Here is a 26,167-nt window from a genome sequence, read left to right as displayed (position 1 = left end):
GCATTGGTCAGCATTATTCTGTCACCCGTTCCGGGTTGACGTTTGCCAGCTGTTTCCTGATGGCTACACTATTATCAACCCTTCGGGTTTATGCTTTTTGAGATAAACCCGAAGGGTTGATAATATCATAGCAAAATAAGCTTTCGAGTTTTTGCCATAACCCTGAAAGGGTGATACAAACGTAAAAAAGGAGTTCTGACTAAGTTTTAATTTAATCAGAACTCCTTTTTTGTAATGACTGGCCGGAATCTAGTTTCTCGGACCTCTGCCTGCTCCCCCGTTTTTCCTGCGTTCTTCCATCACGGTTTTGTATTTTTCCTGTTGTTCAGGTGTCAATACCTTTTGAAGTTCTGTGTTAAACGCTTCCATAGACTCTCTCATTTTCGATCTGTCCACATCCTGCGAATTTCTCATTTCTTCCATTTTCTGGGCACGCGTTAAATTCAGGGTATAAACCTGTTTTTGCTGCTCTTCTGTAAGGCCCAGACTTTCGGTCAGTGACTTGGTTTGGTTTTCTGCTCTTGCTTCCGGGGTCAATTTGGCATTGTCCCGTTGCGCATAAGCGGAGATACTTGCGAACGCCAGCATCATGGCGATTATTCCTTTTCTCATGGTTTTAAAGTTTAGATACCAGTCTTAGAGAGGGATTTATGAAGAAGGTTTAATCGCGACGAGTTTATTTAATAAAATAATCTTGTCGCGAGTGCTATGCTGATGGCGGCGGTATAACTTAACAGCGTTCCAACCAGAATGTACTCTGATTTCTTGCTGATGTAAGTAGGAGGAACCTCGCCGACTACGGTTTTGTCATTGTAGCGCAAAAGCGATTTTGAAGCAATCAGAAATCCGATTGCAGGATATTGGCTTAAAAGCACGAAGACGAAAATTAATAATCTTTCAGACATGCCTATCCAGCGGCCTGCATTCGCAAGATTGTCATCCGCGTTTGGCAATAGTTTATCGAGTTCGTCACGCCATGGCTTGGTTAATATACCTACCAGAAATGAGACGGGTGAAAGGCCGAGAAATGCACCGGTCAGTATGGCGACGAATTTTTTATTATGAATTAATTCCTTGAGGTTAATCACTTCTGCCGGAATGCTGCTGGTAAGAATAACGGCAGTTATTGAAATCGTTATTAAATGCGCTATTTGATCGCCGATAAACCAGCCGGCGGTTTCTTTTTTATCCCATTCCAGTTTTGCAATATCAATCAGGCCGTGCGCGATCCCAAGTAAAATTGCCGGGAGGGGATTAGTCCAGTGGCCAAGGAAAATGTAAGAGGTTAGTATCACCACGCTTACATGCGCGTAAAGGTATTTTGACCGAAAAGATTTTTGTCTCTTGCTTTCAACCCATTTTGTTGGTTGCCAGTAAAAATCAGAGAGAACGTGGGCAAGCAATAATAACAGAAATTCAAGCATTATTTTTCAGGTTTGTATAGTGTGTGAGATATTCAGGGAAAGAGCTTAGGAAATTTTCAAGTGCCCACCAGTTAGCTGCTGCCACACGCTGGCTTACAGCAGGCTGGCTGATGAAGAAGCTTTCTGCGATCTGTTTGATAGTCTGTTTTTGGATTAAAGCAGCAACAACCTCACTTTGGGCAACTGTCCAGTTTTCAATTAATATCTCCAGTAGGCCTAAAACTGCATTTAAAGGCTCTGAATCGTAGGGTAATGCAATGCCAATCCTCGCTTTTTGCTGACGGATATGATCTGCCAGATGTCCGGATAGCCTAAATGCTTCTCCATCAGAGGTGCCGGCACGGTCTGTTATCAGGTCGGTTTTCCCTATTCCGATCGCAACCCTCAGGTCACTTTGTACTGCGAAAGATTTCATGATAGCTCTGGATAAAACAGCAACATGCAATGCGTCTCTGGGATCCTTTAAAACACCTTGAAAGCTATCGCCACGGTAAATTTCAGGTGCTAATAACCATTGGAAATGATGGCTTTTACTCAAAACAGTTGTTAATCCTTTCAGCCACTTTCCAGTATCTTCATTAGAAAAATGGGTTGAATTCACCATGTCTGCGGTAATTACTGCCCGATATCCTGCTTGTTCTGACATAAGTTATATATCTTATAATACTCAAATATAAGTATTTTGGCTTATATTTATTACATATAAGGTTTTTGACTTATGTATATTAAATTAAAGATTCAACCAGAAACTGCCATTCTTCTTTCAACGAGCCCTTAAAGACATCGGCACCAGCACGCCGGTACCAATACCCTGCATTCCAGGTATCGCCTTCAACCCGGTGTAGGTACGCGTGCAGGCGGTCATAGGATTTTGTTCCCTCGCTGCTTTGGGCGATATCGTGAGCGGCTTCCCAGTTATCGTTGGCATCATACCAAAGTGCTTTTAGTAAAACGGGTAATTCTTTGGGCGGTTGGGGCTGGGTAAGACTTGAAATGAATTGATCGTATGTCATATGGATTTAAAAGTAATTCTGAACACAAAAAAACGAACCAATATTGAAATTCCAAGTACAGATTGTACAGATATTGTAATACGGGGCTCTAAGCGCTGTATTACGTGTTTTCATTGTATATTGTCTTATCAACAGTTGGATTGACAAAAATTCCTTAACTAATTTTTAAAATCACTTAAATCTATGATTAAACAATTATCAACGTTAGTATTTGGACTAACCTTGACCTCATTGTGCCATGCGCAGGAAACGTTTCCACGTAATGGTGCCTATGATGAAAGAAAAGGGCAATTTGCTTTTACCAATGCCACAATCGTGGTGGATTCCAAAACAACCATTCCAAACGGGACATTACTGATCGAAAACGGAGTGATCCGCGAAGTAAGCAAGCAGGTTAAAATTCCTGCGGGTGCCGTTGTTGTGGATCTGAAAGGTAAATATATTTATCCATCGCTTATCGACCTGGATTCTGACTATGGGATGCCGGAAGTGAAACGCGATCAGCGCGGCGGTGGTCGTCAGACACCTCAGTTAGAATCCAATAAAAAAGGTGCATTTGGCTGGAACCAGTCTATTCAGCCTGAAACAGATGCCAGCAATATTTTTACCACGGATAACAAAAAAGCAGCCGACCTGCGAAAAATTGGCTTTGGGACAGTACTTACGCATCAGCATGACGGGATTGTGCGCGGGAATGGCGCGGTGGTAACGCTTACTGACGAGTCTGCAAACAAGGCTTTGTTAAACGGGAAGGCTTCGGCGCATTTTTCTTTTAGCAAAGGAAGTTCAACACAGAATTATCCTTCATCCGGAATGGGTGCCGTTGCGTTGTTACGTCAGAATTATTATGATGCAGACTGGTATGCAAAGGGTGGTAAGGTGAAGGAAACAAACCTTTCTCTGGATGCATTTAATCAGATCAAAGGGCTGCCTTCTTTTTTCGAAACCAAAGACAAATACAGCGTTCTTCGGGCAGACAAGATCGGGGATGAATTTGGGTTTCAGTATATCATCAAAGGTGGAGGAGATGAATATCAGCGGCTGGATGAGATTAAAGGCACTAAGGCTACGTTGATTTTGCCGCTCGATTTTCCTGCTGCTTACGATGTGAGTGACCCATGGGATGCCGATGTTATTACCGTTGCGCAGCTTAAACACTGGGAAATGGCGCCTGCCAATGCTTCAATCCTTTCAAAAGGAGGTGTTTCTTTTGCACTAACCGCTGCGGATTTAAAAAATAAGGCTGACTTCTGGGCGAAAATACGGACAGCTATCGAGTATGGTTTACCGAAAGAAAAGGCACTGGAAGCTTTGACAAGCACCCCTGCCAAACTTATAAAAGCCGACGGACAAGTTGGAAGTTTAAAGGCCGGATTACTCGCGAATTTTTTGATTACGTCGGATGATCTGTTCAGCAAGGAAAACGTGATTTATGAAAACTGGATTCAGGGGAAAAAATTCATTGTGGCACCGTTAAACGCTCCTGATTTTCGGGGTAATTATTCTTTTTCGGTCAACAGGGAAGCAACGGGCAAGCTTGAAATATCAGGTTCCGTTGAAAAACCTGAATACAAGATTATCTTAAAAGATACAGTTAAGATCACGCCAAAGGTGATTCTTGCCAATGAGCTGCTGACGATGACCTACCAACCCGAAAAGAAAAATCCGGGAACGGTGAGACTTACGGGCTGGATCGCAGGAAAAGGATTATCCGGAGAAGGTGTTTTACCCAATGGTGCGCCGGTGATCTGGAACGCAACTCTGACCGAAAGTTATAAGGAAGTTGCCAAAAAGGATACAGCCTCACTTAAAGTGAAGGAGACAGGAGTGATTGTTTATCCTTTTGTTGGTTTGGGAAATGAACAATTGCCAAAATCTGAAACCATATTTGTAAAAAATGCGACAGTCTGGACCAACGAGAAGGATGGTATTTTGCAAAATGCTGATGTGATTATCCAGAACGGAAAAATTGCAAAAGTGGGTAAGGGATTATCAGCACCAGCGGGTGCGCGTACCGTGGATGGCACCGGAAAACATTTGACAAACGGAATAATCGATGAGCATTCGCACATTGCGTTATTTGCGATCAATGAGGGTTCGCAGTCGAGCACCGCAGAAGTGCGTATGAGTGACGTGATTAACCCGGATGATGTCAATATTTATCGCCAGCTTGCCGGTGGTGTTACTACTTCACATTTGCTTCATGGGTCTGCCAATGCGATTGGCGGGCAAAGTGCTCTGGTAAAACTGAAATGGGGAGCCACCCAGTCAGAAATGCTTATTCCCGAAGCTAAAACGATAAAGTTCGCTTTGGGTGAAAACGTAAAACAGTCGAACTGGGGCGATGTAGCACGCGTGCGTTTCCCACAAACGAGAATGGGGGTTGAACAGGTTTACTTTGATCATTTTATCAGAGCGAAAGAGTATGCCAAAACCTGGAAGGATTACAACAGCGCTGCCAAAAAAACAGGTCTTGAAGTTCCGCGTAAGGATCTGGAGCTGGAAGCACTGGCTGAAATTCTGGATAGCCAGCGTTTTATCACTTGTCACTCTTACGTGCAGTCGGAGATCAATATGCTGATGCACGTAGCGGATTCACTGAACTTTAAGATCAATACTTTTACGCATATTCTGGAAGGTTACAAGATGGCCGACAAAATGAAAAACCGTAATATCGGCGGTTCTACTTTTGCAGACTGGTGGGCTTACAAGATGGAGGTTAAAGAAGCTATCCCTTACAATGCGGCGCTGATGTATCACGAAGGAATTACCGTGGCAATCAACTCTGATGATGCGGAAATGGCCAGAAGATTAAATCAGGAAGCAGCCAAAACGGTAACTTTTGGAGGTGTTCCGGAAGAGGAGGCATGGAAAATGGTGACCTTAAATCCTGCAAAACTTTTGCATGTTGACAATCGAATGGGCAGCATTAAGGCTGGCAAGGATGCTGACCTGGTACTTTGGAATGCGCACCCACTGTCAATTTACGCCCGTCCAGAGTTCACCATGATTGAAGGAACGGTTTATTTTGACCGGAAAGAAGATGTTGCAAAACAGGCTAAAATAACGTTGGAGCGTGAGCGTATCATCCAAAAAATGCTAAGCGACAAAGCCGATGGAAAACCGACACAAAAACCACAGGCGGCTCAGCCTCGTATGTGGCATTGCGAGGATATCATCGGTGTTCATGCAGAACATGAGGAAGGAAAATAAAGGGAATTTTTTGTCTGACCTTCCATCATTTACTCATTTTTTAACTGTCTTATGAAAACAAAAAAATATATAAAGGCGACATCTGGTCTGCTCAGCATGGCGGCGATTTTCTGTCTTAATTTTGCCGGCTATGCGCAGAACCCGGCCCCAGCCAAGCCGCAGACAAAACCTATTATTCTGACTGGCGGAACAATCCACTTGGGCAACGGGCAGGTTATCGAAAACGGGATCATTTCTTTTGACAAAGGAATAATTACGCAGGTGGCCGCTTCCGGTGCGACGCTCGATCGCAGCAACTCAGAAGTGATTGACGTGAAAGGGAAACATATTTTCCCGGGTATTATTTCCATGAACACCACGGTTGGTATTCAGGAAATCGCATCGGTGCGCGCGACACTGGACTACAACGAAGTCGGAGAAATTAATCCGCACGTACGGGCACTGGTTGCTTACAACACCGACTCGGAAGTTATTCCTACCCTGCGTAACACGGGAATTCTGCTTTCTCAGGCCGTTCCGCAGGGTGGAATTATTTCAGGATCGTCTTCGGTATTTTACTCGGATGGATGGAACTGGGAAGATGCTGTGTTGAAAAAAGATGATGGTATCTGGATCAACTGGCCTCCGTTTTTGTCCAGTAGCTTTAACTATGAGGATTTTTCTGTTTCTGTAAAGAGAAACGAGAAACGTCAGGAAATCATCGACGTATTCCGCAGTACCTTTTCCCAGGCCAAAGCTTATGCAGAGACGGCGAAGCCAAGTCCGGTAAATGTGCGTTTGGAAGCCATGAGAGATCTTTTCAAAGGAACGACTAATCTGTATATCCGTGCGGATTATGCCAAGGATATTATTGAATCGGTGAAATTTGCTCAGGAATTTGGATTGAAAAAGATCGTAATTGTAGGTGGCGACCAATCCAATAAGGTGACGGCATTTTTGAAAGATAATCAGATTCCTGTGATTTTGAATCCTTTGCATCGTCTGCCCAATGGAACTGACGACGATGTTTATCTTCCTTATGAGCTTCCGGGAATACTGGCAAAGGCCGGCGTGAAAGTTGCAATCACTTATGCTGACGAGTGGTGGAGAACACGTAACCTTGCGTTTTTGGCTGGAACGTCAGCTGGTTTCAGTGATGTTACTCCTGAGCAGGCGCTGCAATTTATCACAAAAAATCCTGCTGAAATACTTGGTGTAGAGCAGTATGTGGGAACTTTGGAAAAAGGCAAACAGGCATCTCTAGTCGTAACAACGGGCGATATGCTTGACATGCGCGGAAACGCTGTCCAGATGGTTTTCATCAAAGGAGGAAAAGTTAACCTGGATGACAAACAAAAACGTCTTTACGAAAAGTATAAAGAAAAATACGGGCAAAAGTAACTTAGGTTGCATAGAGAACCACAGAGGTAAAAGTAAGAGAGCCACAGAGAAAACAAATCTCTGTGGCTCTCTTTTTTGCTCTTAAACTCTGCGTAACCTGGTGACCAAACAAATTAATCTTCTGTCAGCGAATAAATTCCATCGCTGGCGATACGGATCAAACCCTGTTTGTACAAACCTCCAATGGCTTTTTTGAAAACCTTTTTGCTGATTCCAAGTTGCCTGTTAATGTCTTCGGGAGCGCTGTTATCTGACAGATTCAGAAACCCGTTGTTCTTTTTAAGTTCGTCAAGAATACGCTGGGCAGTTGGTTCCACCACATTTTCATATCCTTGTTTTTCAAGACTGATATCGAGCCTGTTTTCGTCTCTGATCTTTTTTACATAACCTTTCAGAGAATCTCCAATATTAATGGTTTTGAAGACCTCGTTCGCATAAATAAGTCCCTTATGAAACTGGTTTACCACCACATTATAGCCAAGATCTGTTTTTTTCCAAACCAGCAAATCGACCTCATCGCCCTCTTTAACAAGCAGACGTTCGTTTTCCAGATATCTATCCAGCTTTGTGGTAGCAATCAAACGCGACGTTTTCTGGTCCAGGTATAAAAAAACAACGTGCCACTCACCAATTTCCATCGGCGTAGTTTGTTCTCTAAACGGAACAAAAAGGTCTTTTTCTAATCCCCAGTTCAAAAATGCCCCGTGTTCCGAGACATCCTTTACTTCCAGGTTAGCGAATTCGTTACGTACAATTTTTGGTGTTTCCGTGGTTGCTACCGGCCTGTCTTCCGAATCGTTGTATACAAAAACCCTGATAACATCATCAATCTGCATGTCATCTGTTTTGTATTTGTTGGGAAGAAGCACTTCTTCACCTTCTACATCCCCCAAAAAGAAACCAACGCTGGTATCACGCAGGATGGTCAGGTTGTTATATTTTCCTATAAAAAGCATTCTCTGTCTCTAAGTTTGCTGCAAAGGTAACGCTATAAACCGGTATTTACCACCTTATTCTCGCGTCACCACCGAAGATGTAATCTCCCCGGAAATAATTAAACCATCTGAGAAACCTGAGAGAACCTTAGTTTTTTATGCCAAGGTGAAAACTCGGGATCTTAAATGGTTGTTAACGTTTATTTCGATAAAAGATCCTCACATCGTAAAGTTGATTGACCTGAAATAATTAAACCATCTGAGAAACCTGAGAGAACCTTAGTTTTTTATGCCAAGGTGAAAACTCGGGATCTTAAATGGTTGTTAACGTTTATTTCGATAAAAGATCCTCCCATCGTAAAGTTGACCGACCTGAAATAATTAAACCATCTGAGAAACCTGAGAGAACCTTAGTTTTTTATGCCAAGGTGAAAACTCGGGATCTTAAATGGTTGTTAATGTTTACTTCGATAAAAGATCCTCCCATCGTAAAGTTGACCGACCTGAAATAATTAAACCATCTGAGAACCCTGAGAGAACCTTAGTTTTTTATGCCAAGGTGAAAACTCGGGATCTTAAATGGTTGTTAATGTTTACTTCGATAAAAGATCCTCCCATCGTAAAGTTGACCGACCTGAAATAATTAAACCATCTGAGAACCCTGAGAGAACCTTAGTTTTTTATGCCAAGGTGAAAACTCGGGATCTTAAATGGTTGTTAATGTTTACTTCGATAAAAGATCCTCCCATCGTAATGTTGACCGATCTGAAATAATTAAACCATCTGAGAAACCTGAGAGAACCTTAGTTTTTATGTCCTAAGGTAAAACTCTGGTGTCTTAGATGGTTTAAATGAATACCTGCGATGTTTACTGAGAAAAACCTTAACGGCTTACATCAGCGTATTGGTTAATCTTTTTAATTCGATTTCGGATGATTTAGCTGCGTAGTTTAGGTTAATCAGGCGATAGCCAGCCTCCTCGAAACTTCGCTGAGCCTCTCTTACATCAATAATCGTAGCCTGAATAAGCTGAAAGCGCTGCAAAGTAAGATCCAAAAGCTGTTGGCTTAACTTGTAATTTGCTTTCTGAGATTCGAGTTGTTCCAGAGAACTTTGATAAGTCTGGAACATTTTTACAGCCTGCGCGGAATAATCCCGGACCAGAATCTGCTTTTGCGTTTTGGCTGATGACGAGTTGATCTGAGCTGCTTGCTGCTGACGTTTAAAAGCGCCGCCGTTATAAATCGGGACGGCAAGGGTAACACCCGCACTAGGGGCAGTAACTTTGTTTAACAGCGTAAAACCCGCTGTACTCTGATTTCGGGTATAGTTATAACCAAGGTTCAGTCTTACAGTAGGGTAACGCAATGCAGCCGTTTCTTTGACGATCAATTCCGAAATACGGATTTGATTCTCTGCCGCCTTGATGTCTGCGTTGGCTGCAAGTTTATCAAGGACATTGTCTATTTGCAAACCTTGTTCAACCAGAATCGTGTCTTTTATGGCGACGGGCGATTTTGGATCAAGGGCAAGCAATCTCAATAACTCAGACTTAGCCACGTCCACAGCCAACTGCTGCGTGATCAGCGTCTGATTCAGCGTGTTCAGATCAATTTGTGCCTGAAACAAATCCGCGTTATTGGCCATTCCGGCCGTTTTGCGGACTTCGATAATTTCAAGCCTCTTTTGTGAAGCCGCGATTGAAAATTTAACTGTATTGATGTAACTCAGCTGGCGAACAACGTCATAATAACTCGTCATGACGGCAGCGATCGTATTCTGAATCTGAGAATTCAAGACCTCACTGCTCTGATACTGCAACTCGGCCAGACGTTTTTTAGTAGCTACAACTCTCTTTCCGTTATATAAAAGAAGGCTGGCCGTAATACCTGCACTGGTATTATTTCCTTCTGCCCCGCGGCGTTTTGTCCCCGCACCGGTTTGAAGTTCCTGGGTGATATTCTGAATCTGTTCGGTATTGGAAGCATTGGCATTGACTGTTGGTAATCCGCCGGCTACTCCATAGTTATTCAACAAGGTATTGGCTTCCACATCATTTTTGGCGATCTGTATTTCAAGACTGTTTTTCAAAGCAATAGAAATCGCCTCGTCCAGCGTGATCTGAAGAGAGTCGGCACTGTTGCTGCAAATGGCCGGCGCACCGGTCAGCAAAAGAAGACAAGCGATTTTTATACTGATATTCAGGTTTGTTAGCGGGTTCATGCAAAACCAATATTGACTTATGATTATTAAATGATTTAGGATCTAAACAACGGCGGCGGCAGCTGCTTCCTCGGCCGCGGCGGTTTGTTCTCTGTGTTTGTTATGTTTAGGCGATATAAAAGTGTAAATCGCAGGAATTACAAACAAGGTCAGAATCAACGAAAAGGTAAGACCACCCACGATAACCACACCCAGCGGTACACGACTGGTAGCTGCTGCACCAAGACTCAACGCAATCGGTAATGCGCCGAAAGCGGTGGCGAGACTGGTCATCAGGATCGGACGTAAACGTTGGGTTGCCGATTCTATAACCGCCGGAAGCCTGGCCATGCCATGTTCCCGTTTCTGGTTGGCAAATTCTACAATAAGAATACCATTTTTCGTCACAAGTCCGATCAGCATGATCATACCGATCTGAGAGAAAATGTTGATCGTCAGATTGAAGATATACAGACTCAAAAGTGCTCCCGCAAGTGCCAGCGGTACGGTGATCATGATGATAAAAGGATCCGTAAAACTCTCGAACTGACCCGCCAGTACAAGATAGACAAGCAACAATGCCAGTCCGAATGCAAAGCTGGTGTTCGAAGAACTTTCTTCAAAATCACGTGATGGGCCGCTTAGCGAAGTCTGGAAGGATTCATCCAGAAGTTTGCTTGCAATTTTACGCATGGCTACCACACCATCGCCAACCGTTTTTCCTTCTACAAGAGAAGCGGAAATTGTCGCGCTTTTGTAACGGTTGTAGTGATAAATTGTTGGCGGACCACTTTGTTCTTCCATTTTCACGACAGCGCTCAAAGGAATATTCTGGCCGCGATCATTACGCACATATAATTTTTCAATATCGGCTGGCTTGTCGCGGTCCGACCGCTCAACTTGTCCGATTACCTGATACTGCTGTCCATTCCGGATGAAATAGGCCAGACGTCTTCCGCTGAATGCAGCCTGGATCGTTGCGGCCACATCTGTTGTAGAAAGTCCCAGATCGCGTGCTTTCAGGCGGTCTATTGTCAATAATACTTCCGGTTTATTAAACTTTAAGTTTACGTCAACATTCTGAAAAACAGGATCTTTTCTCGCTTCTTCCAGGAATTTAGGCATTACCTCGGTAAGCTTCGCAAAATCAAGATTTTGAAGAATAAACTGAACCGGAAGCGCCCCGCGTGAACCGATACCCACCGCAATGGTTTGCTCCTGAACGGCAAATATTCTGGCGTTATTGAATTTTGGAAGTCTTTTGTTAATCGCCATTGCGATATCGTTCTGGCTTCTTTTTCTGTCCTGAGCCGGTACCAATCCGATACGACCCGAGGATGCATTTACCCCAGCTCCACCAAAACCAGGTGTAGATGAAAATACAAACTGGCGCTCCGGAATGGAATCGTTCAAATAATTAACCACTTCGTCAGAAATGCTCTGCATCTGGTCGAAGCTGGTACCTTCCGGCGCGGACATATTCAAACGCACACTATTGCGGTCTTCCATAGGCGCCAGCTCACTTTGCAAATGAGTGTAGGTGTAGTAGATAATGCCCAAACAGGCAACAACCAAAACCCATGCAGCCCACCGCGCTTTCATAAAACCTCTTAAGGACCTGTTATAACCATCTTCCATGCCTGTAAAAAATGGTTCGGTTTTGTTATAAAACCAGCCATGACTTGCATTTTTTCTGTTCAAAAATACGTTCAGTACCGGTGTGATCGTCAACGAAACAAATGCGGAAATTAAAACGGCCGAAGCAACCACAATCCCGAATTCACGGAAAAGACTTCCGACGAAACCTTCAAGGAAAATCACCGGTAAGAATACAACCGCAAGTGTCAGCGAGGTAGAAATAACCGCGAAGAAAATTTCCTTGCTACCTTCGAGCGCAGCCTGCCTGATAGGAAGGCCTTCTTCCAACTTTCGGAAAATATTTTCGGTGACAACAATACCATCATCCACCACAAGGCCGGTTGCAAGAACAATACCCAGAAGTGTCAGAATATTGATAGAGAAACCACAGATGTACATGACGAAAAACGTCGCCACGAGCGAAATTGGAATATCGATCAAGGGGCGAACCGCTACAAGGAAGTTTCTAAAGAAGAACAGAATAACAATAACCACGAGTCCGAAAGAGATAATCAGCGTCTCTTCCACCTCTTCCACAGACTGACGCACCAAACGGGTATTATCGATCAGCACATTGAACGTAATATCAGATTTATTGGATTTTTGAATTTCCTGAAGACGTTTGTTAAACTCGTCGGAGATTTTCACATAATTGGCACCAGGCTGCGGGATAACCGCCAGACCTACCGCATACACGCCGTTGTATTTCCAGCTTTGCTCTTCGTTCTCGGGTCCAAGCTCCACTTTGGCCACATTGCCCAGACGAACAATGCCTGTGCTATCATTTTTGATGATCAGGTCGTTGAACTCTTTTTCTGTGGTGAGCCTTCCCATGGTGCGGATGGTAAGTTCGGTCTGATTACCGTAAATTTTACCGGCAGGGAGCTCAACATTCTCCGCACTTAATGTGGTATTGATGTCATTAAATGAAATATTGTAGGCGTTCAGCTTGTCAGGATCAATCCAGATACGCATCGCATATCTTTTTTGTCCAAAAATGTTGATAGCACTTACCCCGTCAATGGTCTGAAGACTTTGCTGTAAAACGTTCTCGGCATATTCGCTTAATTCCAGAAGACCTTTGGAAGGACTCTGTACTGCGAGCAGAAGAATAAAGTCACTATTGGCATCCGCTTTGGCAACAACCGGAGGCGCATCAATATCCTGGGGAAGGTTTCTTTGGGCCTGGCTTACTTTGTCGCGAACGTCGTTGGCAGCAGCTTCAAGGTCAATTTCCAGGTTAAATTCAACGGTGATATTACTCGTACCGATCTGGCTCGATGAGCTGATGGTTTTAATCCCCGGAATACCGTTGATACTTTTTTCAAGAGGTTCGGTAATCTGGCTTTCGATGATGTCCGCATTCGCACCCGTATAACTTGTACGTACGTTCACGATAGGAGGGTCAATGGCGGGGTAGTCCCTCAGTGACAGAAAGTTATAGCCAACCACACCGAAAAGGATGATAAGCAGGTTCATAACCACGGCAAGTACTGGCCGGTTCAGTGATAATTCCGAAATATTCATAGGATGGATGTCAAAAGAATGGGCACCTTCTAACCGTTATTCGGCAGATGTGTTCAGGTTTTTTACTGCTCTCACTTTCACTGGCGCATCGGGACGGGCGAACAATACCCCGGAAACAACTACGGAATCTCCTACATTAATACCTTTGGTAACTTCCACAAAGTCCGCTTTACGGACTCCGGTTTCGATGGTAACGAAAACGGCCTTTCCATCCTTCACTATAACAGCCTTCTTATTTCGGGATTCAGGAATGATACAGTTGGTCGGAATTAAAATACTGCTTTTTTGAGCGCCTGCGTTCAAATAAACCTTGGCAAAAGAGCCAGGATTGAAAGTCGCTCCGCTCAAAGTAGCTCTTACGGTAATATTTCTTGTACTCTGATTGATCTGCGGTTCTGTTGCAATAATGGTTGCTTTCTGAACCGTTCCTTTTTGATCGATAACCACATCCACCGTGCTGCCTTTGTTGACAAACGACTGATAAACTTCGGGAACCGTAAAATCAATACGAAGGTTGTTGAGCTGCTGCATGCTGGCAATCACCGTCGTAGGCGAAACATAGGTTCCTGCACTTACCTTACGCAAACCTACAATGCCGGTAAATGGCGCACGGATAATCGTTTTATCGATCAATGCCTGCGTATAAACCATATCCGCTTTCAAAGAGTTAACCTGATTTAGGGCTACGTCATAGTCAGCCTGGTTAACACCACTGATGGCTATTAATTTTTTTAATCTTTCTTCGGTTTTAACTGCCAGTTCCAGCTGTACTTTTGATTTTTCGAGCTGAGCTGCCAGATCCGCATTGTTGATGCGTGCAATAATCGTACCTTTTTGAATCGTTTTCCCTTCGGGCACATCAAGGAATGTCAAAAGTCCGCTCACTTCCGGGCGAAGCTCGGCGTATTCATTTGCAACCACCGTTCCGTTAACTTCCACTTTATCGCTTACGCTTTCACGTGATGCAATAATAACGTCTACAACCGTAGGGTCGGATTTACTTTTATCTTGTTTAAAATTGTCTTTTTTTTCGCCACACGACAAAATAAAAGTGCAGGAAAAAGCCAGAATCAGAGGAGAATAAACTGTGTTAACTAAAAAAGACCGGCATAAATAATTTGGCCAAAGGAGGTTACGATTCATAAATTAGTACTATTTCAGGGTCTTTTTGAATTATTATTTCGTTAGGAATAGATAACAGCCAGAAAATGTGAGGTTTCAGCACTGTTATGTAAAGGTAATACGCCTTAGATAGTTTTCTACTATAAAAGTTTAATGGCAGATCGTAAAAATTTTTAAAAATCTTTTCCGATAACCTTTAGAAGGGTGTCACATTTAAGTTCGGTCTCTTCCCATTCTCGTTCAGGGATAGAGTCTTCGGTGATGCCGGCCCCTGCATAAAAAGTAGCGATTCCGTCTTTCAAACGGACGGTGCGAAGGTTTACAAACAGGTTTGAGTCACCTTCAACCTGCACCGGTCCCAGAAAACCGCTGTAAAACGAGCGGTCATAACCCTCTATTTCGGAAAGGAACTGAAGGCTTGGAATTTTAGGCACACCACACACCGCAGAAGTCGGGTGAAGCAGCCGGAGCATGACCGAGGATAGCTCCGGGAAATTCAGTGCATTGGTATCAACTTCAAAATCAGTACGCAGGTGATAGAGGTTACCTGCCAGCACGGTTTTTGGCCCGGTTTCCAGGTATTCTCTTAATCGTATTTTCTTGAAGCATTCGACAATGTATCTGCTTACAAGTGCCTGCTCCTCAATTTCTTTTTGTCCCCAGCGGATATCATATTTTGCGATAAGATTTCCTTCTTCATCCTTTGCCTTTTGTGTACCGGCAAGCGACATGGTTTTAAAAATGCCGTCTGATTTTTGCTGAACCAGTGCTTCGGGACTTGCGCCAAGCCAGAGCTCTTTTTGATCCGGCAAATTTACCAGCGAGACAAAGGCATGCGGATAAGCCTTAGCCAGCTTCTGGAAAGCTTTGGCAGGCTGAAACTGATCGGTATAGGTTAGCTCTTTGGTTCTTGAAAGTACAACTTTATGGAATTGTTTCTGCCGGATGGCGGATACGGCCAGCTCCACCGTTCTTTCAAACCGGGCTTTGGTATCGTGGTCGGGCAGTGAAGATAAAAGCAGTGACGTATCGCCGGCGGATTTGCCAGTCCGTTCTGTTTTAAGCTCACCGGCTTTATTGACAAGTCTGATCACTTCCGGGTGCTCTTCGCCAGGCAGATTTTCGATTTGCTGCAAAAGCCCGTTTTCTGCGTATACGGCGATGATGTCACCTTCCATAAAAAGAACATTTTCCTGTTCTTTCCAGTGAAACGGACTGATCACAAATCCGGGAGAAAGTTTTTCCAGATCAGGCTGGCAGTTTCGGATGCCTTCCCTGACCGAGATTAGCAATTTTATTTCGTTGGTATGCGGAAGCTTCCATAATGCACAGGGAAATCCCAATTCTTTCGCTGCTTCCCAAAGTTGCTCTGCCTCAAATTGTTCTAAAATTGACTGGGCAGTTTTTATATGTGTTGAAATCATTCAGTTAATCTTTAACAGGTTGCCACCCGCCTTGCAATCTCAATAGGGCATTACCGAAAATCAAGTTAGCGGTTTGCATTGACAATTGCTACTGTGAGCCTGCTTACGCAAACCAGTTTATTTTGTTCATTGGTAATTTTAATGTCCCAGATATGTGTGGTCCTGCCCACATGGATAGGGGTCACGCGTCCGTATACAAATCCATCTTTTGCAGACCGTAAATGGTTTGCGTTAATTTCAAGGCCAACGGCATGTTGATTGTCGGGATCTTTCAGACATAAGAACGAAGCAATGCTCCCCAAAGTTTCTGCCAGCACCACAGAAGCACCGCCGTGCAAAATGCCGAAAGGCTGATGTGTACGATGGTCCACAGGCATTTTTGCTACAATATAATCTGCTCCGATTTCAGTGAATTCGATCCCTAAATGACTGGCAATTGTATTCTTACTAAAAGAATGAATGGCATCAAGTGAAATGGATGTTGTGAACATATCTAAAAATTATATAAATTTGTACCTGCTATATTAGTCAAAAACAAGGTATTTGCAAAAATAATATTTAAATAATACAATTATTTTGAAAAGAAAGTCTATATATCTCATTCGCCACGGTGAAACTGATCTGAATCGTAAAGGAGTTGTACAGGGAAGCGGCGTAGATTCTATGCTCAACGAATGGGGAGAGGCGCAGGCCGCTGCTTTTTTTAATGCGTATCAACATGTTCCTTTTGATAAAATATATACTTCCAATTTACAGCGAACACAGCAATCTGTCCGCGGGTTCATCAACCAGGGTATCCCTTATGAAAGTTATGAGGGGCTGAATGAAATCTCCTGGGGACTTCGTGAAGGCAAGGAACCAAACAGCGGCGATACAACCTATTACCGTGACCTGGTCTTAGCCTGGAAAGTCGGTGATTTTGACCGTGCTGCCGAAGAAGGAGAAAGCCCTGTACAAGTCCGTGCACGCCAGATTCCGGTAATCGAAACCATTTTATCCCGTCCACACGAAAGAAATATCCTGATTGCCATGCACGGCCGCGCCATGCGTGTGCTGCTGACGACACTTTTCAACCAGTCGCTGATTCACATGGACGATTACGAGCACAGCAATCTTTGTCTGTACCGGATCAATTATTCCTACGATACCCAGCAATTTGAGCTTGAAGTGAAGAACGACACAACCCACCTGCTTTCGCTGGAAATACCTCAAACCTTTTAAAAACCGTTTGTAAGAGTGCAATTCCTTTGATGTATTTATAACGGAAAGCTGCCAGTGGTTCTATACTTTTGTGGCATCGTTGTGAATAAACCGGCTGTAAACTTTTAAACATGTCCAAAAGGAAGATATACTGGACCCTGCAAATTGTAGGCTGGACAACACTCATCATGTATGAGTTTGTACTGTATACACTCGAATATGGATTTGACCGTAGTAATTTATACAGCAGTCTTGCCAATATTCTGCTGGGTATAACCCTGACGCATCTGTATCGTCTGGTTATCCGTCGCTGGAACTGGTCCACTTTGCCTTTGCCCAGGCTTGCCCTTCGGGTTGGGTTTTCGGTTTTGCTTTTAGGGCTAATCATGACGATTGTTAACCTGCCGCTTGACAAACGGATCCTGGAAGAAAATCTGATGAACCAGCCTTTTGTGTTCTGGAATTATTATGCAGGATGGTGTAAAAATTTGCTGGCCTGGATATTATCCTACACGGTTTATCATTATGTGGAACAAAACCGGTTAACGGATTTTGAAAAGATCATGCTGAAAACTTCGATGCGCGAAGCAGAGGCAAAAGTGCTTCGTTCCCAGCTTAATCCGCATTTTACATTTAATGCGTTGAACAGCATCCGGGCACTGGTGTACGAGGACCCTTCCAAGGCACAGATCAGCATTACTCAATTATCCAATATTTTACGAAATTCGCTGCTGGCCGACCGCCGTAAAACGGTCGATTTACAGGAAGAACTTAAAACGGTTGAGGATTATCTCGAATTGGAAAAAGTCCGTTATGAGGACCGTTTGAAATATACCATCGAGTCGAATCCGCAGGCTGTTTACTGGCAGGTTCCGCCCATGATGTTGCAGACACTTGTGGAAAATGGTATCAAACACGGTGTTTCAAAAGAAATGCATGGTGGTTTTTTAGACGTGAGCTCAGATATTGATGAAGATATTCTGATCATCAAAATCCGGAATACAGGGAATTTGGGAGGTACGGATTCGGGCGGGGTAGGTTTGAAAAACACAGCAGAACGTCTTTCAATTTTATATGGAAAAGGTGCTTCTTTCAAAATATTTCAGGAGAAAGAAGGCGTAGTTTGCTCTGAAGTGCGCATTCCTACCTTATCGGATCAGATGCAGCTTTTGCATGCTGACTAAAATTTGAGTTTCAACAGGAAGATCGATTATCTTTACAAGTCACCGATTACTAAGTTTAAATAACAATTCAAGATTTTTATTTAATAAAACAATCCCGAAACCGCCATGAGAACCCTTATTGTTGATGACGAACGCCTAGCAAGAAATGAACTGAAAAGATTACTGGAACCATATACCAAAATTGAGATCGTAGGGGAGGCCGCCAATGCCGAAGAAGCGCTTGTGATGATTGATGACCTCCAGCCGGAGCTGCTGTTTCTGGATATTCAGATGCCAGGTAAAAACGGTTTTGAGCTTTTATCTTCTATTGAAGGAAAGAGTCCCGAGGTTATTTTTACGACGGCTTATGATGAATACGCCATCAAGGCCTTTGAATACAATGCACTGGATTATCTGTTAAAACCCATTGACACGGAGCGTTTAAAGGAAACAATACACCGGATCGAAGAAAATCAGGCGATGCCCGAAATTTCGATTTCAAATCACGAACGTGTCGAAAAAATTCTTGGTGAAAATGACCAGGTGTTTGTTAAAGACGGGGAAAAATGCTGGTTTGTAAAACTGGGCAAGATCCGTTTGTTCGAATCGATGGGTAACTATGTTCGTCTGCATTTTGACGACCAGAAGCCGTTGGTTTTAAAATCACTGAACAACCTGGAAGAACGTCTTGATCCCGGAACGTATTTCAGGGCGAACCGTAAGCACATCATTAACCTGCACTGGATCGAAAAAATTGAGCCCTGGTTTAGCGGCGGCCTTTTGGTGACCTTACAGGGCGGTGATAAAATTGAAATCTCCCGTCGCCAGGCGATACGTTTTAAAGAACTTATGAGTTTGTAAAATTCCTCAACTTAAAAAGAAAAAGCCATTCGGCAGGAAATCCGGTCAGACGCCGGTCGGACGGCTTTTTTCCGTCCGACCGGTAATAAACCGAAACCGGTTTCAATCAAAAATATAACACTTCATCAACTACTTTTCTTTATGCGGTTCTTATCAGGCCTTCTAATTCTCAGCGGCATTATTTGTTTTTCGGCATGTAATTCTTCAAAAAAGGAAGAAACCAATACGGCTATCAAACAGGCCAAATTTACGAAAACAGAATTTGGAAAATGTGATACAACAGGAAACAACGGTGCTACCGTAAAAATCGACTTATGGGAGCCAGCCGGAACCGATTCTGCTTCATCGCAAATTCGTACTTTTTTATCAGGAAAGGTCATTGAAAGAATCAATGAGCAGGCGGATTCTGCCAGTATAGCGGCTACGCCCGGCGCGGATAAAAATGTAAAAGCGGCCTACGAAGTGTTTGCAGCTAACTATAAAAAACTGAAAGCTGAGTTTCCGGACGCTCCCGGATGCTGGTTTATCGAGGTAAAAGGCGATACGGTTATGGTCTCTGATAAGATTGTTCAGTATCAGCTGGATCATTTCGCATTCACAGGCGGGGCGCATCCCAATAGTTTCCGTTCCTATTATCTGTTTGATGTAAAAACAGGTGAAGAAAAGAATGTAAAAACTTTCGTTGCTGACTCGGTTGCCTTGTTAAAGAAGGTGGAAACAGCATTTCGTAAGCTGGAAAAAATAGCGGATACCACAAACCTGGAAGACGCCGGGTATTTCCTTGCTGATCATAAATTTTTCCTTCCGGCCAATTATGCCTTTACGAAAGAAGGAGTGTTCTTTTATTACAACCCTTACGAAATTGCGGCCTATGCACGCGGGCCTGTCACATTTACAATTCCATATGCACAGCTGGAAGGCATTGTGAAAAAGGAACTTATCTTTTAGTCAGAATATTCCATCGTCAACAAAGCTCAGAAAACCTTTGTCAGTAAAAATGACATGGTCAAGCACAGGCAGGTCAAGGATTTGGCCTGCCTGTTTTAGTTGTATGGTAAGATTGATATCAGCCTTGCTTGCTTTCAGCTGACCGGACGGATGATTATGGACCAGAACAATCCCGCTCGCCGTGTTTTCCAACGCATGTTTGAAGATAATTTTTGGGTCACAAATTGTCCCGGATACTCCGCCCACACTTACCACGACGGACTTGATAACCTCATTAGCACGGTTTAACATTACAATCCAGAATTCTTCATGCAATTTATCCATCAGGTGAGGTTTCATTTCATTGTAAATATCTACGGAAGACTTAACCTGACGGCGCTCGTTTTGCAGAAGGTCTGTACGCCTGCGCCCGAGTTCCAGCGCAGCCATAATCGTAATGGCTTTGGCTTCTCCAATGCCTTTGTTTTTGGTCAGGTCCTTGATGCCCTGCCGGGCCAGTTGGTTAATGTTATTGCTGACCGAATTCATAACGCCTTTGGCCACATCCACTGCCGATAACGAAACCGTTCCGGAGCCAATCAGAATGGCGATAAGCTCCGCATCCGAAAGTGCGGCGCGTCCTTTGAGCATCAGTTTTTCGCGCGGACGGTCTTCTTCTGCCCAGCTGAGTATTTTTCTGGGATTGTAGTTGTTGTCTTCGGACATAACATGGTTGTTTTAGTCCTATGACGGAAAACGTGTGGCCAGGTCATGAAGATGGCTCGGAAATGTTACTGGCCGAGCTCGGTCAATGCTGCTTTTGCTTTATTATCAATGCTGTTTTTATATTCATGTTTCTTAAAAGCCATAGCCTTTTTGAAATAGTTTACAGCTTGGGCATTCTGGTTTTTATCCCGCATGATATAACCCATTTGCAGTGCAGCAGACGGGCCGAAAGTAAATGAAGTATTTTGCGTCAGATAAATGGCGCGGTCATAATATGGCATCGCGCGTTCGATCTGATTCATTTTCTGCAATATCCTGCCTTTGCGGTAATTCAGCTCGGCCTTGTCAGTTGGCGTATTAAATGTTTTTTCGGTGTAATTATCGACGAAATCCCAGGCTTCGGTCAGATAGCCGCCGTCGGTGGCGTAACGGGCTTTGTAAAGTATTTTTTGTTCGGGTAAAAGTTTGCCGTCCTCATATTCTTCCGAAAGTCTCTGCGCAAATTTATCCCCTTCAATGATCGTGCTTCCGGTACTTCCAGCCAGCCTGATATATTGCGCGGCTGCCGTATCGCGATTGGCCAGCCAGCGGCTCATAAACATTTTTAAATTGCTGTCTTTGATGTAATTAAATCCCTTGTAACGTTTTTGGAATTTGTTATAAAAAAAGAAAGCGATATCGTATTTACCTTTTTGAAGCGCAATTTCTCCCCGCAGGTAATCAAGAAATGGAAATGCAATGTAATCGTCGCCATTGGGTGCATGATTAAGATAATGAAGCGCCTCTTCACTTTTTCCTTCCTTCATTAAAATGGTGGTTGCGAAAAAATGCAGCAGTAAATTGTCTGGCTGGTTTTTGGGCAGCTGTTTCAGCAGCGTCTTTTGCTCTTCACTGAGCTGCAAAGTATAGGCATGCAGCAAAAGGTTAATGAGCTGAGTTTCCTGCTGAAAGAAGGGTTCTTCACGTTCAACAATTTGTATTTCCCTGATTCCCAATTTAACATCGCCTTTCAAACCAAGAATTTTTGTTACCCAGATGTAGTTGTCCGGGACTGATCCGATCAGAACGTGCAACAGTCCTAATGTTTTTAGATTCGGACGAAAATTTGGAAATCTCTTCTGGTTTTCTTCTGCAATCCGGTAAGCCTTGATCACATCCCATGACGCGCTGGCTTCATTGCCAAACTTCATTTTGGCAAAAGCCCAGTGCAAACGGATTTCAGCCTGGAAAAAGCGTTTGTAGGGAGAGGAGTTGGGAAGTTTTGCCAATGCAGCAAGCCTCAAATCCTCATTTTTACTCCATGCTTTAAAAGCACTTTTATCCTCGGAGATCAAAAGATAATGTAAATCCGCATAATTGTCCAGATACTGAATAAGTCCGTTAGATGGATTTATTTTTCGTTCTTCATTGATCAAATCACGCGCTGATTCGATCCTTAATTTTTGAATTTCGAAATAAGCACGTTGGAGTTTCGGGGTGAAGATTACGTCATTTGTGGCTTCTTCTGCTTTCAGCGTACTGCTGAACAGCAGAAAAAAAAGTACTATAAGGAAGCGTGATATTTTCAATTGATGATTGCCGATGATTAGTAATTTTGATCAGATTTTGCCCGATATTTTTCAACCCGGCCCTGCAAATTTAAGCACAGAAATTCAGGAATAGGTAATTATCTGTTAAATCAGATATGTTTTGAAGTGCATTGTTAGCTTGGGAGCTGAAAACAGAGGTACGAAATGGGGGCGACAGAAAAAGTACAGCGGAAAGCAAAAAAGGTTGCCTTGAAAAAGACAACCTTTTTTGAATATAAAATGCTAAAACCTAGCGACGTTGGTGAACTGGTTCAACGCTTTCTACGTCAGCAAGAATTCTTCCGCAATGCTCGCAAACGATAAGTTTTTTACGTTCACGGATATCCGCTTGTCTTTGTGGAGGAACGATGCTGAAACATCCTCCGCAGGCTCCGCGCGATACGTGTACAACCGCCAGACCATTCATTGAGTTATCACGAATTTTCTGATAAGATTTCAACAAACGCTCTTCGATTTTTTTTGTATGCTTTTCACGCTCGCCTAAAAGTGATTTTTCTTCTGCTTCGCTTTCGCTGGTGATCAAAGAAAGTTCGCCTTTTTTCGCTTTTAAATCTTCGTTTCTTTCATTCAAAGTAGATTCTGCACGATTAGCATCATCTTCGATCAATCTGATACGCGCTTTGGCTTCGTTGATTTTTTTGTCAGCCAATTGCATATCAAGTTCCTGCAATTCAATTTCTTTGGTGATCGCGTCGTATTCGCGGTTATTGCGAACATTCATCTGCTGATCTTTGTATTTTTTGATCAGCTTTTCACCATCCTTCTGTGCACCTTTGAAGTTATCAATTTCGGCATTTAAGGCAGCGATTTCGCTTTTGAATTTTCCTATTCTCGTTTCAAAACCGATGATTTCGTCTTCCAGATCTCTAACTTCTTCGGGAAGATCGCCACGGGTTTTTCTGATTTCGTCCAGGCTTGAATCAATTTCCTGAAGTTTCAGGAGAGCGTCTAATTTTTGTGCGATTGTGTTTTCCATGTATGTCTTTAATGGACTTGTTTCAATGCGTATTATATGAGTGGGACTTAAAGCTGAATCTCTTCTTCTCACTATTTAGAGTACTAACCAGCTCAGAAACTTGTTTCTAAGCGAAATATCGTACCGGATTAGTATTGACTTCTGACAAACAGAGTGCGAAATTACTAAAAATTCCTGATAAATAGTTGTATAATAAATCTTTCGTAAATACTTCACTTTCAAAATGGCCGATATCGCAGATCATAATGCGATTATCTGCGTCAAAAAATTCGTGGTATTTATAGTCTGCCGTGATAAAAACGTCGGCCTGAGCCCTTATTGCATTCGGTAATAAAAAACTTCCAGCGCCTCCGCAAACTGCCACGCGTTTTATTTTTTTATTTAAAGGGACTGTATGTTTGATCAGAGGTGTCTGCATCTGATTTTTTACAAAGTGCAAGAATTGATCTGAATCCAGGGCTTCGGCCAGCTCACCAACCGCGCCGGCGCCTACTTCCTGGTTTTCATTTTCAAGAGCCTGTAAATAATAGGCAACCTCTTCATAAGGATGATTGTCCTTTAAAGTCCTTAGGATAGATAATTCAAGGTGGGCCGGAAACATGAGCTCGATCCGGTGCTCGTTTACCTCCTCGTTTACACCTCTGGTTCCAATCACGGGGTTGGCCAGATCGCCGGGCTGGAAAGTGCCGGTTCCTTCTGTGCGGAAGCTGCAATTTTTATACTGCCCGATCGTACCTGCTCCCGCTTCAAATAAAGCATCCAGAACTTTCTGTGAATGGTCTGTCGGGACAAAAAAAGTAAGTTTGAAGAGCAGCTGTTTTTTGGGAGTCAGGACTTTTACGTTTGTCAGGCCCAGTCTTTCAGCAATTTTCCAGTTTACGCCGTTGGTGACGTGATCGAGATTTGTGTGAATGGCATAAATAGCCACATCATGTTTGATGGCTTTGATCACCGTGCGCTCGACGTAGTTATTGCCATTAAGTTTTTTCAGCCCTTTAAATACAATCGGATGGTGCGCGACGATCAGGTTGCAGTTTTTGGCTACGGCCTCTTCCACGACTTCTTCGGTAACATCCAAAGAAAACAGTACACCAGTCACTGTTGTTTGCGGATCTCCCACCAGTAATCCTGCATTATCATAACTTTCCTGATAAGGTGCAGGGGCAAGTTTTTCCAGTTGTTGAGTGATCTGCTTAATTTTTGTCATTTTTTTTTGCCTTCCAACTATTTGATAGCCAGAATAAATTTGGTTTTTTGAAAAATTATTTACAAATTAAACAAGATTTTATTTGTGTAAGGTATTGCAATGAAGAATAAAAATACTAGTTTTGCACCACAATAACCCGGAACGACGGGCGAAAGTAACTTGGTTTGGTAGTTCAGTTGGTTAGAATACATGCCTGTCACGCATGGGGTCGCGGGTTCGAGTCCCGTCCAGACCGCCAAGTTTATTGAAAGATTGAAGCTATTGGTTTGGTAGTTCAGTTGGTTAGAATACATGCCTGTCACGCATGGGGTCGCGGGTTCGAGTCCCGTCCAGACCGCAAAAAGCTCAGAGAAATCTGAGCTTTTTTTGTTTTTTCAATAACCCGTTGCATGGGGCACTGCTTGATCTCTTGTTCAAGAGCTATACTTTTAAAGTCCATCCAAAAAGATCTTCCGTTTTTCCGGTGTAGATTTCAATCAGGTATTCCTTCACTTTTTTTGCAAAAGAATCTTCCTTTACATCGGGAAGTGTATAATCTAAGCGCTCGTATCCGATGGTCGAAATATGAGAAACAACCGCCGCTGTACCTGCGCCGAAGGCAGATTCGAGGCGTCCTTCTTTTAACGCGCTGATAATTTCCTGCACTGAAATTCTACGCTCTTCGACAGGGATACCCCAATGCCTTGCGATGGCAAGAATTGTTTTGCGTGTAATGCCATCCAACGTCGTATCCGAAACGGCAGGGGTTAAAAGTGTACCGTCGTCCAACACGAACATCACATTCATCGCTCCTGACTCTTCGATGTAGGCATGTTCATGTGCATCTGTCCAGATCAGCTGATCATATCCTTCCTCCTGCGCAAGTTTCGCTGGGTAAAGCGAACCGGCGTAGTTACCGGCACATTTTGCTCCGCCAACCCCGCCTTCTGCGGAGCGGATAAACTGCGTTTCAATTTTCACTCTTGGCGGTTTTGCAAAGTAAGCACCCACAGGGCCGGTAAAAATGATGAAGGTATAGGTATCCGATGGTTTTACACCAACGTAAGGATCAGTTGAAAACATAAAAGGACGGATGTAAAGCGCCGATCCATCCTGAGACGGCACCCATGCGGAATCCAGGCGAACCAGCTCGGTCAAGCCGTTCATAAAAACTTCTTCGGGAACCGCAGGCATACACAAACGTTCCGCCGATTTGTTAAGTCGTTTCCAGTTATCTGTCGCCCGAAAGAGAAGTGTATCGCCTTCATTATTTTTGTAGGCTTTCATTCCCTCGAAAATAGCCTGTCCATAATGCAGCGCAGCGGTTGCCGGGCTTAAGGAAAGGTCGCCATAGGGGACAATGCGTAAATTTTGCCATTGACCATCGCGATAGTCGGCAATAAACATGTGGTCGGACATGATCCTGCCAAAGCCAAGATTGTTAAAGTCAACCTCGTGCAGACGTGATTTCTCCGTTTGCTTTTTCTTAATAAGTAATGTTTCGGTGGTCATAAGCCTTGAAAGGACACTGATAGTTAATTCGTTATTCCAGTCGGAATTCATTTTGCAAGCTAATTAAAAAATAATTAGTATAGCAATAATATATGAAACAACTTTTTTAAGGCTTATAATTTTTTGCAACAGCGGTTAATGACGCCCGC

At 43.4% G+C, this 26,167-nt stretch carries 21 protein-coding genes and 2 tRNA genes; 8 read left to right on the top strand and 15 right to left on the bottom strand.

Annotation, left to right across the window (positions count from 1 at the left end; genetic code table 11):
• Positions 1–249: 249 nt before the first annotated feature.
• From M1L62_RS01490 to M1L62_RS01475, 4 genes are all read right to left on the bottom strand, one after another.
• Complete coding sequence (locus tag M1L62_RS01490) at positions 250–612, bottom strand: DUF4890 domain-containing protein (RefSeq protein WP_254411229.1); 363 nt, start codon at positions 610–612, stop codon at positions 250–252.
• A 68-nt stretch (positions 613–680) separates the two neighbouring features.
• Positions 681–1,424 carry a DUF3307 domain-containing protein gene (locus tag M1L62_RS01485; protein ID WP_254411228.1) on the bottom strand — a complete coding sequence of 248 codons (744 nt, stop codon included), beginning with the start codon at positions 1,422–1,424 and terminating at the stop codon, positions 681–683.
• Entirely contained in the window at positions 1,417–2,070 is a 654-nt protein-coding gene (locus M1L62_RS01480) for a SatD family protein (RefSeq protein WP_254411227.1), read from the bottom strand. Before M1L62_RS01480 ends, M1L62_RS01485 begins: the two co-directional genes overlap by 8 nt.
• A gap of 79 nt (positions 2,071–2,149) precedes the next feature.
• Positions 2,150–2,437: a hypothetical protein gene (locus M1L62_RS01475; protein WP_254411226.1), complete on the bottom strand. Its 288-nt coding sequence runs from the start codon at positions 2,435–2,437 to the stop codon at positions 2,150–2,152.
• A gap of 183 nt (positions 2,438–2,620) precedes the next feature.
• On the opposite strand from M1L62_RS01475, the gene M1L62_RS01470 reads away from it, so the two are divergent.
• Entirely contained in the window at positions 2,621–5,650 is a 3,030-nt protein-coding gene (locus M1L62_RS01470; RefSeq protein ID WP_254411225.1) for an amidohydrolase family protein, read from the top strand.
• A 51-nt stretch (positions 5,651–5,701) separates the two neighbouring features.
• A complete protein-coding gene (locus M1L62_RS01465) occupies positions 5,702–7,030 on the top strand; it encodes an amidohydrolase family protein (RefSeq protein ID WP_374760283.1) in 1,329 nt (442 codons plus the stop codon).
• A 113-nt stretch (positions 7,031–7,143) separates the two neighbouring features.
• On the opposite strand, the gene M1L62_RS01460 is transcribed toward M1L62_RS01465, so the two are convergent.
• The 6 genes from M1L62_RS01460 to M1L62_RS01435 all read right to left on the bottom strand — a co-directional run bounded on the left by M1L62_RS01460 (position 7,144) and on the right by M1L62_RS01435 (position 16,369).
• Positions 7,144–7,986, bottom strand: a complete 843-nt coding sequence (locus M1L62_RS01460; protein ID WP_254411224.1) for a CvfB family protein — start codon at positions 7,984–7,986, stop codon at positions 7,144–7,146.
• An 870-nt stretch (positions 7,987–8,856) separates the two neighbouring features.
• On the bottom strand, positions 8,857–10,188 hold the full coding sequence (locus M1L62_RS01455; protein WP_254411223.1) for a TolC family protein: 1,332 nt from the start codon (positions 10,186–10,188) through the stop codon (positions 8,857–8,859).
• Between the two features lie 42 nt (positions 10,189–10,230).
• On the bottom strand, positions 10,231–13,332 hold the full coding sequence (locus M1L62_RS01450; RefSeq protein WP_254411222.1) for an efflux RND transporter permease subunit: 3,102 nt from the start codon (positions 13,330–13,332) through the stop codon (positions 10,231–10,233).
• 36 nt (positions 13,333–13,368) lie between these two features.
• Positions 13,369–14,475, bottom strand: a complete 1,107-nt coding sequence (locus M1L62_RS01445) for an efflux RND transporter periplasmic adaptor subunit (protein WP_254411221.1) — start codon at positions 14,473–14,475, stop codon at positions 13,369–13,371.
• A 152-nt stretch (positions 14,476–14,627) separates the two neighbouring features.
• Positions 14,628–15,878 carry a chorismate-binding protein gene (locus M1L62_RS01440; protein WP_254411220.1) on the bottom strand — a complete coding sequence of 417 codons (1,251 nt, stop codon included), beginning with the start codon at positions 15,876–15,878 and terminating at the stop codon, positions 14,628–14,630.
• 65 nt (positions 15,879–15,943) lie between these two features.
• Positions 15,944–16,369 (bottom strand): hotdog fold thioesterase, encoded by a 426-nt coding sequence (locus M1L62_RS01435; protein WP_254411219.1) that lies wholly within the window; start codon positions 16,367–16,369, stop codon positions 15,944–15,946.
• Between the two features lie 85 nt (positions 16,370–16,454).
• Between M1L62_RS01435 and M1L62_RS01430 the strand changes: the two genes are divergently transcribed.
• From M1L62_RS01430 to M1L62_RS01415, 4 genes are all read left to right on the top strand, one after another.
• Positions 16,455–17,099 carry a histidine phosphatase family protein gene (locus M1L62_RS01430; protein ID WP_254411218.1) on the top strand — a complete coding sequence of 215 codons (645 nt, stop codon included), beginning with the start codon at positions 16,455–16,457 and terminating at the stop codon, positions 17,097–17,099.
• Positions 17,100–17,209: 110 nt separating this feature from the next.
• Positions 17,210–18,262 (top strand): sensor histidine kinase, encoded by a 1,053-nt coding sequence (locus tag M1L62_RS01425; protein WP_254411217.1) that lies wholly within the window; start codon positions 17,210–17,212, stop codon positions 18,260–18,262.
• A gap of 105 nt (positions 18,263–18,367) precedes the next feature.
• Positions 18,368–19,102 carry a LytR/AlgR family response regulator transcription factor gene (locus M1L62_RS01420; protein WP_254411216.1) on the top strand — a complete coding sequence of 245 codons (735 nt, stop codon included), beginning with the start codon at positions 18,368–18,370 and terminating at the stop codon, positions 19,100–19,102.
• A gap of 141 nt (positions 19,103–19,243) precedes the next feature.
• A complete protein-coding gene (locus tag M1L62_RS01415; RefSeq protein ID WP_254411215.1) occupies positions 19,244–20,050 on the top strand; it encodes a PdaC/RsiV family protein in 807 nt (268 codons plus the stop codon).
• Here the strand turns inward: M1L62_RS01415 and radC are convergent, their stop codons facing one another.
• The 4 genes from radC to M1L62_RS01395 all read right to left on the bottom strand — a co-directional run bounded on the left by radC (position 20,051) and on the right by M1L62_RS01395 (position 24,527).
• The gene (radC, locus tag M1L62_RS01410; protein WP_254411214.1) at positions 20,051–20,755 is read right to left on the bottom strand and encodes a RadC family protein; all 705 of its coding nucleotides are present in this window, start codon (positions 20,753–20,755) and stop codon (positions 20,051–20,053) included.
• Between the two features lie 65 nt (positions 20,756–20,820).
• The gene (locus tag M1L62_RS01405; protein ID WP_254411213.1) at positions 20,821–22,323 is read right to left on the bottom strand and encodes a hypothetical protein; all 1,503 of its coding nucleotides are present in this window, start codon (positions 22,321–22,323) and stop codon (positions 20,821–20,823) included.
• Between the two features lie 250 nt (positions 22,324–22,573).
• Complete coding sequence (locus M1L62_RS01400) at positions 22,574–23,320, bottom strand: zinc ribbon domain-containing protein (protein WP_254411212.1); 747 nt, start codon at positions 23,318–23,320, stop codon at positions 22,574–22,576.
• A 106-nt stretch (positions 23,321–23,426) separates the two neighbouring features.
• Complete coding sequence (locus M1L62_RS01395) at positions 23,427–24,527, bottom strand: Nif3-like dinuclear metal center hexameric protein (RefSeq protein WP_254411211.1); 1,101 nt, start codon at positions 24,525–24,527, stop codon at positions 23,427–23,429.
• A 161-nt stretch (positions 24,528–24,688) separates the two neighbouring features.
• Between M1L62_RS01395 and M1L62_RS01390 the strand changes: the two genes are divergently transcribed.
• Together M1L62_RS01390 and M1L62_RS01385 are read left to right on the top strand one after the other, a co-directional pair.
• Positions 24,689–24,765, top strand: a tRNA-Asp gene (locus tag M1L62_RS01390).
• Between the two features lie 25 nt (positions 24,766–24,790).
• A tRNA-Asp gene (locus M1L62_RS01385) sits at positions 24,791–24,864 on the top strand.
• Between the two features lie 83 nt (positions 24,865–24,947).
• Here the strand turns inward: M1L62_RS01385 and M1L62_RS01380 are convergent.
• Complete coding sequence (locus M1L62_RS01380) at positions 24,948–26,018, bottom strand: branched-chain amino acid aminotransferase (RefSeq protein WP_254412050.1); 1,071 nt, start codon at positions 26,016–26,018, stop codon at positions 24,948–24,950.
• Positions 26,019–26,167 lie beyond the last annotated feature (149 nt).

This window comes from Dyadobacter diqingensis (assembly GCF_024220585.1).
Taxonomy (GTDB): domain Bacteria; phylum Bacteroidota; class Bacteroidia; order Cytophagales; family Spirosomataceae; genus Dyadobacter; species Dyadobacter diqingensis.
The sequence above is the reverse complement of the archived record's forward strand: the minus strand, read 5'-3'. Positions and strand labels throughout refer to the sequence as shown.